This is a genomic window from Arthrobacter sp. H5 (genome assembly GCF_000520595.1).
Lineage (GTDB): Bacteria > Actinomycetota > Actinomycetes > Actinomycetales > Micrococcaceae > Arthrobacter_D.
In genome coordinates this window covers 106,484-116,541 of record NZ_KI914978.1, presented here as the reverse complement: position 1 = coordinate 116,541, position 10,058 = coordinate 106,484, and the positions used below count along the sequence as shown (strand labels likewise).

At 62.6% G+C, this 10,058-nt stretch carries 6 protein-coding genes; 1 reads left to right on the top strand and 5 read right to left on the bottom strand.

Features of this window, described 5'->3' with window-relative positions:
• Nucleotides 1-692 (bottom strand): DegV family protein (locus Y708_RS22370; protein ID WP_155853646.1); only part of this gene is annotated, 692 nt, incomplete at its 3' end.
• Nucleotides 693-730: 38 nt separating this feature from the next.
• On the bottom strand, nucleotides 731-3,223 hold the full coding sequence (leuS, locus tag Y708_RS0102315; protein ID WP_035775001.1) for a leucine--tRNA ligase: 2,493 nt from the start codon (nucleotides 3,221-3,223) through the stop codon (nucleotides 731-733).
• Nucleotides 3,224-3,578: 355 nt separating this feature from the next.
• Here leuS and Y708_RS0102310 point away from each other — a divergent pair, with 355 nt between their 5' ends.
• The gene (locus Y708_RS0102310; RefSeq protein WP_028278665.1) at nucleotides 3,579-7,037 is read left to right on the top strand and encodes a proline dehydrogenase family protein; all 3,459 of its coding nucleotides are present in this window, start codon (nucleotides 3,579-3,581) and stop codon (nucleotides 7,035-7,037) included.
• 92 nt (nucleotides 7,038-7,129) lie between these two features.
• Here the strand turns inward: Y708_RS0102310 and glpK are convergent, their stop codons facing one another.
• From glpK to Y708_RS30705, 3 genes are all read right to left on the bottom strand, one after another.
• Nucleotides 7,130-8,644 carry a glycerol kinase GlpK gene (glpK, locus tag Y708_RS0102305; RefSeq protein WP_028278664.1) on the bottom strand — a complete coding sequence of 505 codons (1,515 nt, stop codon included), beginning with the start codon at nucleotides 8,642-8,644 and terminating at the stop codon, nucleotides 7,130-7,132.
• 87 nt (nucleotides 8,645-8,731) lie between these two features.
• A complete protein-coding gene (locus tag Y708_RS0102300) occupies nucleotides 8,732-9,478 on the bottom strand; it encodes an MIP/aquaporin family protein (RefSeq protein WP_028278663.1) in 747 nt (248 codons plus the stop codon).
• Nucleotides 9,479-9,629: 151 nt separating this feature from the next.
• The coding region (locus tag Y708_RS30705) for a glycerol-3-phosphate dehydrogenase C-terminal domain-containing protein (RefSeq protein ID WP_035775089.1) at nucleotides 9,630-10,058 on the bottom strand (429 nt) is incomplete at its 5' end.

Sequence of the window (10,058 nt, the reverse complement as noted above, 5' to 3'; positions counted from 1 at the left end):
AGGGCCTTCGGGGCTGTTCGTACCCGCTCCAACGGCACGATCAGGCCATCTTTCACCGTCAGGATGGGCTTAACCGCAAGCAAAGTGCCCAGGACGCTCGCAGCGGCCCCAATCCGGCCTCCCCGCCGCAGCTGGTCAAGGCTTGGCACATAGAAGTACAACGACGACGCGTTGCACGTTTCCAGTGCCTCGGCCGCTGCTTCACCAGTTGTCCGGCCGCTATCCAGGGCATGGGCTGCTGCAGCTACCCCAAAGCCCAGCGCCATACCCACCGTTCCGCTGTCGATGACCTGGACCGGAATCGAAACGGCGCCCGCTGCCCAGCGCGCCGCGTCAACCGTCCCAGAGAGTTTCCCCGACAAATGAATGGACAAAATCTCATCGAATCCATCGTTCTGAAGGCGCCGGTACACACTTTCGAACTGCCCGGGCGATGGTCTTGAAGTGCGTACCTCCGCACCCTCCGCAAGCGCAATGGTCAACGGCTCGGTCAGGTCATCGCTGCCCTCGCCGAAAATACGCCCGGAAATCATGACAGGCATTGAGACCACGGTGACCCCAGCTACAGGACCCGAGATGGTCAGCCAATCGCCGGGAAAGGCCGCGGCGGAGTCGGTGACAACCGCCACCCGGAAACCTGTTGCGCGGGTTCGCCTGGCCTGTCGGACGATGACCCGTTCAATCCATCTCATGAATCACCGATCCTCACAGCCGGGCCGGCATCTACCCTTCACCTCGGAACGATATTCACCAGTTTCGGGGCCCTGACAATAACCGTCCGGATCTCTCGTCCGTCCAGTGTGCGCTTGACCTGGTCGGTTGCCAGTGCCAGCTCCCGCAGCTCCTCCTCGGAGATGTCTGGCGCAACTTCCAGGCGGTCGCGGACTTTACCCTGAACCTGAACTACAGCGGTAACGGTGGCCTGGACCAGCAATCCTTCGTCCACAGTTGGCCAGCCGGCCGATGCCACGGACGCCTGGTGTCCCAGACGTTCCCACAGATCCTCGGCCGTGTACGGTGCAAACAGGCTGAGGACCACGGCGATGGCTTCGGCTGCCTCGCGCACAGCAGGATCCTCACCACCCGGTCCGGAGTCAATCGCCTTGCGGGTGGCGTTGACCAGTTCCATCAACCGGGCTATCACAACGTTGAACTTGTTGTTCTGCAGCAGCGCGGCGGAATCCGCGACCATACGGTGCGTGATACTGCGCAGCCCGCGGTCACCCCCTGCCGGATCAACACCAGGGTTGGAGGTCACATCCGTTCCAAGTCGCCACGCTCTGGCGAGGAACTTGGTGGCACCCGACGGCGACACATCCGCCCAGTCGACGTCGTCCTCTGGTGGGGAGGCAAAAATCATGGTGAGCCGAACAGCGTCGACGCCGAAGCGGTCCAACTGTTCGCCCAGGTCCACGCCGTTCCCCAAAGACTTGCTCATGGCCTTGCCGCCGTTGAGCACCTGGCCCTGGTTCAGCAGCGCGGAGAACGGCTCGGTGAAGGAAACCAGTCCCAGGTCGTACAGCACCTTGGTGAAGAACCGGCTGTAGAGCAAATGGAGAATCGCATGCTCCACGCCGCCAACGTACTGGCCAACCGGCAGCCACCGGTTGACGGCGTCGGAATCGAACGGTGCATCCGTCAGGTGCGGGGACACAAACCGCAGGAAGTACCAGGACGAATCCACAAAGGTGTCCATGGTGTCCGTGTCCCTCCTGGCGTCTCCGCCGCACTGCGGACACGGAACGTTTACCCACTCCTCGACCGCGGCCAGCGGAGAGGTGCCTTTGGGAGAGAGTTCCTCGCCGCGGAGGTTCTCGGGCAGGGTGACGGGCAGCTGATCATCGGGCACGGCAACCTCGCCGCAGTCGCTGCAGTGAATGATCGGGATGGGAGTCCCCCAGAACCTCTGCCGGGACAGCAGCCAGTCCCTCAACCGGTAGTTGACCGTCTGTTCCCCGGTTCCCTGCAGGGTCACCAGCTCAATGGCGCGGGCAATAGCCTGCTCCTTCGGCAGTCCGTTCAGCTCACCGGAGTTGATCAGGGTGCCGTCCCCCGTGGTGGCTGTTCCGGTGACGGCCGGATCCTCGTCCCCCGTGTCCACCACCATCCGCACTGGCAGGTCGAAGGCGCGCGCAAAGTCCAGGTCCCGCTGGTCGTGGGCGGGTACTGCCATGATGGCGCCGGTCCCATAATCGGACAGCACATAGTCGGCAGCCCACACCGGCAGCAGTTCCGAGTTCAGCGGATTGACGGCATAACGTCCGGTGAAGACGCCCGTCTTTTCCCTATCAGTGGCCTGGCGTTCGATGTCGGTGAGGGATTTCACCTGCTCCAGGTACGTGGACAGCGCAGCGGCGTGATCGAAAGTCACCAGATCCGAGGCCAGCTCTGAATCGGCAGCGACCACAAAAAACGTGGCGCCGTGCAGGGTGTCCGGCCGCGTTGTGAACACCGGCACGGCCCGTTCAGGTTGTCCGTCCGCGGGCTCGATAGTGAAAGTCACATGTGCGCCCGCCGAGCGGCCAATCCAGTTCCGCTGCATTGCGAGGACCCGTTCGGGCCAATGACCTTCCAACTGCTCCATGTCATCCAGCAAGCGGTCAGCGTAGTCGGTAATGCGGAAGTACCACTGGTTGAGCGTCTTCTTCGTCACCACCGAACCGCAGCGTTCGCAGGCTCCATTGACCACCTGTTCGTTGGCCAGGACGGTCTGGTCCCGAGGGCACCAGTTAACCGGGTGGTCCTTGCGGTACGCCAGACCTTTCTCAAAGAACCGCAGGAAAAGCCACTGGGTCCAGCGGTAGTACTCCGGATCGGAGGTCTGCAGCCGCCGCGACCAGTCCACACTGATCGCGTATCGACGGAAGGAATTTGCCTGCGTCTCGATGTTTGTGTACGTCCACTCCGCCGGGTGCGCGTTCCGCTTGATGGCGGCGTTCTCTGCGGGCAGTCCAAAGGAGTCCCAACCAATCGGATGGAGCACGTCAAAACCCTGCTGGCGGTAGTACCGTGCAACCACGTCGCCCATGGCAAACGCTTCAGCATGCCCCATATGCAGGTCACCGGATGGGTACGGAAACATGTCCAGCACGTAGCGGCGTCCCCGAGAACCGTCATCGGCCGGAGTGAAAGTGCCAAGACGATCCCACACGGAAGGCCACTTCGCCTCGATGGCGGCAAAGTTGTACGTGTTTGGGTCCGGCTGTTCGGTTTCGGAACTCATACTCACTGTCTATTGCCCTGTCTTCTTGATCACTCATGACCGCGTCTGGCTGGTCGGCCTGCCTGCTGCAATCTGTCCCTAGACACACAAAAGCCCCTCTTTCACAGGAGGGGCGGCCGCACTCAAGATGTGCGGCTAGCTAAGAAGAAGTTGCGTAAACATGGATCCACCATAGCGCAGTTTGGTCAACCGCGTCTTCATCAGGGGTTACCATATTTTTGCTACGCGCGTACGTCTGGTATGTGCGGGAATACTATGCCGGGGCGGAATGCGCCCACGGCTGATCGGCCAGTAGTCCTCCGTGGACCTGATTGAGTTATCAGTGGCCCGTCGCATCGTGAGGTAGACGATCCATATGAACCACCACTTTCCTACCGCGGATCCCGCACCACAGACATTGGGCGACGACGCCGTCGCGCTGGTCCGGCGCTGGCTGCATCTCGATGACCCTGGCTATACGGCACCGCCTGCCGAGTCCAGGGGTTCACGTTCGGCACAGCTGCTCGCGGAGGTTCTCAAGGACCCCGCGGGCCTTGATTTCACCATTGGTTTCGTTGATCGGGTGATCCGGCCGGAGGACAATTCAGTGGCCGCCCGGAACCTGTCGAAACTGGCGCGCCAGGCGCCGTCATTCCTGCCCTGGTATATGCGCGGAGCGGTCCGGTTGGGCGGCGCGCTTGCACCTGCCTTGCCCTGGGTGGTTGTGCCCGTGGCGCAGCGCGTCCTGCGCGGGATGGTGGGCCACCTTATTGTCGATGCCCGCCCGGCCAGGCTGGGGAAAGCCATCGCCGGCCTGCGCGGAGAAGCGGTGCGCTTGAACATCAACCTTCTCGGTGAGGCAGTGCTTGGGGACAAGGAAGCAGACGCCCGGCTCGCCGGCACCACTGAACTGCTGTCCCGGAACGACGTGGACTACGTGTCAATCAAGGTCTCCTCAGTGGTCAGTACCTTGAACCTGTGGGACTTCCACGGCACGGTGCGCCACGTCGTCGAACGGTTACGCCCGCTCTACCGGCTAGCGGCCGCCAATCCCGCGCCAAAGTTCATCAACCTTGACATGGAGGAATACCACGATCTTGACCTGACCGTGGCGGTATTCAAACAAATCCTCGACACACCCGACCTGCGAAGCCTTGAGGCTGGCATTGTGCTTCAGGCCTACCTGCCGGACGCCCTCGGAGCGCTCCAGGACATCACCGCCTGGGCGCAGGAGCGGCGGGCGGCCGGCGGATCTGCAGTTAAGGTACGGCTCGTCAAGGGCGCCAACCTCGCGATGGAACTGGTGGATGCCGCCGTCCATGGCTGGGAACCGGCCACGCTGCCGTCCAAACAGGATTCTGACACCAACTACAAACGATGCCTCGACTGGGCACTTCGTCCGGAAAACGCCGCGGCGGTTCGCCTCGGGGTTGCAGGCCATAATCTCTTTGACATCGCCTTCGCCCGATCGCTGTCCGTAGCGCGGGGGGTCGAGGACCGGATCGAATTCGAGATGCTGCTCGGCATGGCCGAGGAGCAGGCGGAGGAAGTGAAGAAGGACGTCGGCTCGCTGCTCCTCTACACGCCTGTGGTCAAGCCCCAGCAGTTCGACGTGGCCATCAGCTATCTCATCCGCCGGTTGGAGGAAAACGCCAGCCAGGAGAACTTCATGAGCGCTGTTTTCGAGCTCAGCCGCAACCCGAAGCTCTTTGAGCGGGAGAAGGACCGCTTCCTGGCTTCCCTGGCGCAGCTGGACACCTCAGTTCCTGAGCCACACCGAGTGCAGGACCCGGCCAGGATCACCGGGAACCTGCCGGGCACCTTCCGTAACCAGCCCGATTCAGATCCTTCGCTTCCGGCAATCCGGGAGTGGGCCGCAGGTATTCTTGCCCGGGTTCCCCAGTCGCGTCTCGGCGTGGATCTCGTGGCGGCTTCGCGGCTGGACACGCACGACGACGTCGACCGCACCATCGCGGCCGCGCTCGCCGGACAGACGGGCTGGGCCGCACAAACCGGCGCCGAGCGTGCCGCGGTGCTTCGCCGCGCCGCAGCTGAACTGGCTGCGCGACGCGGGGACCTGGTGGAGGTTTCTGCCAGCGAAACAGGCAAAACAGTGGCGGAATCGGATCCGGAAATTTCCGAAGCCATTGACTTTGCAAACTACTACGCACTTCTCGCGGAGGAACTCCACGATGTGGAGGGCGCCAGGTTTGTCCCTGCCAAACTGACCGTTGTGACGCCGCCGTGGAATTTCCCCGTGGCAATCGCGGCAGGGTCCGCGCTTGCACCCCTTGCTGCGGGAAGCGCCGTCGTACTCAAACCGGCGCCACAGGCCAAGCGCTGCGCCGCCGTGCTGATGGAGGCCTTGTGGGAAGCGGGTGTACCGCGCGACGTTCTCTTCTTCGCCGATGCCGAGGAAGGCCCAGTTGGTGAGCACCTGATCTCCCACCCATCGGTGGACCGGGTGATCCTCACGGGCGCCTATGACACGGCGAAACTGTTCCGGTCCTGGCGGCATGACCTGCCGCTGCTGGCTGAGACCAGTGGGAAGAACGCGCTGATTGTGACCCCCAGCTCGGACCTTGACCTGGCCGCGGCCGACGTTGTGAAGTCCGCCTTTGGACACGCCGGCCAGAAGTGTTCGGCGGCGTCGCTGGCGATCCTCGTGGGTTCTGCGTCGAAGTCTGCACGGTTCCGCAATCAGGTCATTGATGCGGCATCGTCCCTGAAAGTCGGCTATCCGGAGGATTCGGCCACAGAAATGGGCCCGGTCATTGAGCCGGTCGACGGAAAGCTGAAGGATGCGTTGACCAGCTTGGGCGATGGCGAGTCCTGGCTGGTGAAGCCGCGGCAGTTGGACGACTCTGGCAGGCTGTGGAGTGCCGGCGTGAAGGAGGGGGTCAAGCCCGGCAGCTACTTCCACCTGACCGAGTTCTTCGGGCCGGTGCTCGGGATCATGCATGCCGACACGCTGGAGCAGGCCATTGAGTGGCAGAACGCGAGCGCCTACGGCCTGACCGCCGGGATCCACACCATGGACCCGGACGAGCTTGTGATGTGGATTGACCAGGTACAGGCCGGAAACCTCTACGTAAACCGTGGTATCACCGGGGCCATTGTCCGCCGCCAGCCATTCGGTGGCTGGAAGCGGTCAGCGGTTGGGCCGGGAGCCAAGGCCGGCGGCCCGAACTATCTGATGCATCTTGGGTCCTGGGAGCAGGAGGAACTGCACCCGGGGAATGTGCACGCCCCCTTGAGTGCACCTATCAGGGAACTTTTACACGCCGCCGACGTCTCCGATGTGGAGAAGGGATACCTGGCACGCGCGGCTGCCGACGATCAGCGCCAGTGGATTAAATCCTTCGGAAGCAATCGAGACGTGTCCGCACTGGGAGTGGAACGCAATGAGTTCCGCTACCTCCCTGCGCCGGTCACCGTGCGCCTCAATGAAGCCGGCAGCGGCGCGGAAGCTGTCCGCGTCATGGCTGCCGGGCTGCGCGCGGGGGCACCGATGAGTGTTTCCACGCCGCAGCCCCTCTCCCCCGCCCTGGGCGCGGTGCTCTCGGCCAAAGGCGTGGATCACCGTGTGGAGGACGACGCCGCGTGGCTGGCTGCAGCACCGACAGCGGGTTTGAAACGGGTTCGGCTTATCGGCGGCGGCTACTCCGAACTCTGCAACGCCACTGAGGGTGATCCGGACATCGCCGCCTATGCCGGCCCGGTGACGGAGTCCGGCCGCGTGGAAATGCTGCCATTCCTGCACGAGCAGGCAGTGAGCATCACGGCGCACCGCTTCGGCAACCCGGACAACGTCTCGGGAACAGTGCTCATCTAGCCACAGACGAGTATCGACTCTCCCCAAATGGTCGTTCTCCAGCCGTTTTGGGCCCTGAGAACGTCCATTTGGGGAGAGTCGATGACGTGTGGTTAGTTGACGTCCTCGTCTACCCAGTCGAAGGTCTTGGTGACTGCCTTCTTCCAGTTTCGGAGCTGGCGGTCACGCTCGGCGTCGTCCATGGTGGGTGTCCAGCGCTTGTCCTCCGCCCAGTTGGTAGCAAGCTCAGCCGTGTCCTTCCAGAACCCAACGGCAAGCCCGGCCGCGTAGGCAGCACCCAGCGCCGTGGTTTCCGTTACCTTGGGGCGGATCACTGGAATACCCAGGATGTCCGCCTGGAACTGCATCAGCGCGTCGTTTGCCACCATTCCGCCATCAACCCGCAGGTCCTCCATGTCCACACCGGAGTCCGCGTTGGCCGCATCGAGCACCTCCCGCGTCTGGAACGCTGTGGCTTCAAGGGCGGCCCGTGCGATGTGGCCCTTGTTGACGAACCGGGTCAGCCCAACGATTGCGCCGCGCGCGTCCGAACGCCAATACGGTGCAAACAGGCCGGAGAACGCCGGCACAATGTACACACCGCCGTTGTCCTCGACCGTCGTTGCAAGCTGCTCCACCTCGGGTGCCGACTTGATGATGCCGAGGTTGTCCCGCAGCCACTGGATCAGGGATCCCGTTACGGCAATCGAACCCTCGAGGGCGTAGATCGGCTTGGCGTCGCCCAACTTGTAGCAAACGGTGGTGAGGAGTCCGTTCTTGGAATGGACTATTTCCTCACCGGTGTTGACGATCATGAAGTTTCCGGTGCCATAGGTGTTCTTGGCGCCGCCCTTCTCGAAGGCCGCCTGCCCAAAGGTGGCCGCCTGCTGGTCACCCAGGATGCCGGCAACGGGTACCTCGCGCAGCAGCTGTGAGCTGTGCACGGTGCCATAGACCTCGGACGACGATTTGATCTCCGGCATCATTGACCGTGGCACGCCGAAGACCGCAAGGATGGAATCCTCCCAGCTGAGTGTCTCAAGGTCCATGAAGAGCGTGCGTGACGCGTTGGTCACGTCGGTGATGTGTACCCCACCGTCAGTGCCGCCCGTCAGGTTCCAGGTAACCCAGGAGTCGGTGTTGCCGAACAACAGGTCTCCGGCCTCGGCCTTCTCACGTGCACCGTCCACGTTGTCGAGAATCCATTTAATCTTGGTCCCCGAGAAGTAGGTTGCGAGCGGCAGTCCGACCTGTTGCTTGAACCGCTCGACCCCGCCGTCAGCCGCCAGTTCATCGACGATAGGCTGCGTGCGGGTGTCCTGCCAGACGATCGCGTTGTAGACGGCCTTTCCAGTTGTCTTGTCCCAGACCACGGCGGTTTCCCGCTGGTTGGTGATACCGACGGCGGCAATATCGTGCCGGGTCAGGTTCGCCTTGGACAGCGCGTTGCCAATGACCTCACGGGTGTTGTCCCAGATTTCCGCCGGATCGTGTTCCACCCAGCCTGCTTTGGGGAATATCTGCTCGTGCTCCTTCTGCCCCGAGGAAACGATGTCCCCCTTGTGATCGAACACAATGGCCCTGCTTGACGTGGTGCCCTGGTCAATCGCAATAACGTACTGCGTCATGTCTTGCTCCTCTTTGAGTAGTGGTTCAGGGGTTCTCGGCGCCGCCGTGTCCGCAAGGGAACGACGGCGCCGGGTTGACGTGCGGGATTAGGCTGCGGGTACCGGGAAGGTGACCAGCATGGCAGCCAGGCCCCCCAGCAGGCCGCCGATGATCGGTCCGACGACCGGCACCCAGGCGTAACTCCAGTCGCTGCTGCCCTTGCCCTTGATGGGCAGGAACGCGTGCGCAATCCGCGGTCCAAGGTCACGGTTGGGATTGATCGCGTAGCCCGTCGGTCCGCCGAGGGAAGCACCGATACCGACAACGAGCAGGGCAACAGCCAGGGGTCCGATTTCCGTGGGTGTCCCGGCGAAGGCGATAATGACGAATACTAGGACAAAGGTTCCAATGATTTCGGTTACCAGGTTCCAGGCATTGGAACGGATAGCCGGTCCTGTGGAAAAGACACCGAGCTTGTTGGCGGGGTCCGGTTCCTCGTCAAAGTGCTGTTTATAGGCCAACCAGCAGCCTACGGCTCCAAGAACGGAACCAATCATTTGTGCGGCCAGGTATGCAAGGGCGTTCACAACGTTCTTGTCAACGCCCGGGGCGAACTCGCCGACGTCGCCGTTGGCCCACAAGCCCACGGTCACAGCGAAGTTCAGGTGCGCCCCGGAGAGCGCAGCGACGTAAACACCGGCGAAGACGCCGATGCCCCAACCGAAGTTGACCATCAGAAACCCGCCGTTGTTGCCCTTCGTCCCAGCCAACGCGACGTTAGCCACGACACCGGTGCCTAACAGCAACAGCATGAAAGTGCCGAACATTTCGGCGACGAATACTTCCAGAGACATCTTTGACTCCTCTACCTATTCATTTGTGGATGTGCACTAACACTGTTGGTGACACCGGCATAGGCCGGTGCCTCCTGTTACTCCCCCCGGCAACCGTTGCCGTTGGTTTCCGGAATCCTCAAGGAAGCCGGATGGCTGCGTTGCCGCGCGGCTACGCAACCAAGCTTTCTACCGTGACGCCATGGAGCTCCTGCAAGACACGCCGCGCGTCACGGATTTCCAGCTCCATTGCGTCCTGGTCCCATCCCATGGCGGGTGCCAGCAACCGTGAAACCTCCTGCAGGATTTCCTCGCTGACCAACCCACGGAACGCGAGATCCGTTCGGCGGATCAGGACATCCACCAGGTGTCCCACCTGCTCGTACCTCGCCATGTACTCGAGTTCACGGGAACTGAGCGCGGCGGTGGAGTTAAGCGGCTGGTCGTCGCCATCGCTGAGGTAGGCAATCACGTCCGAAGCACGCGTGCCGTATCGGTCCAGCAGCAGCCGCACACGCGGCGCCTCCACGCCGGTTTGGCTGTGCCGGGCGATCCATTGGTTCACGGCTTCCGGCGTGGACGGGTAGCCGTGCCCGCCACC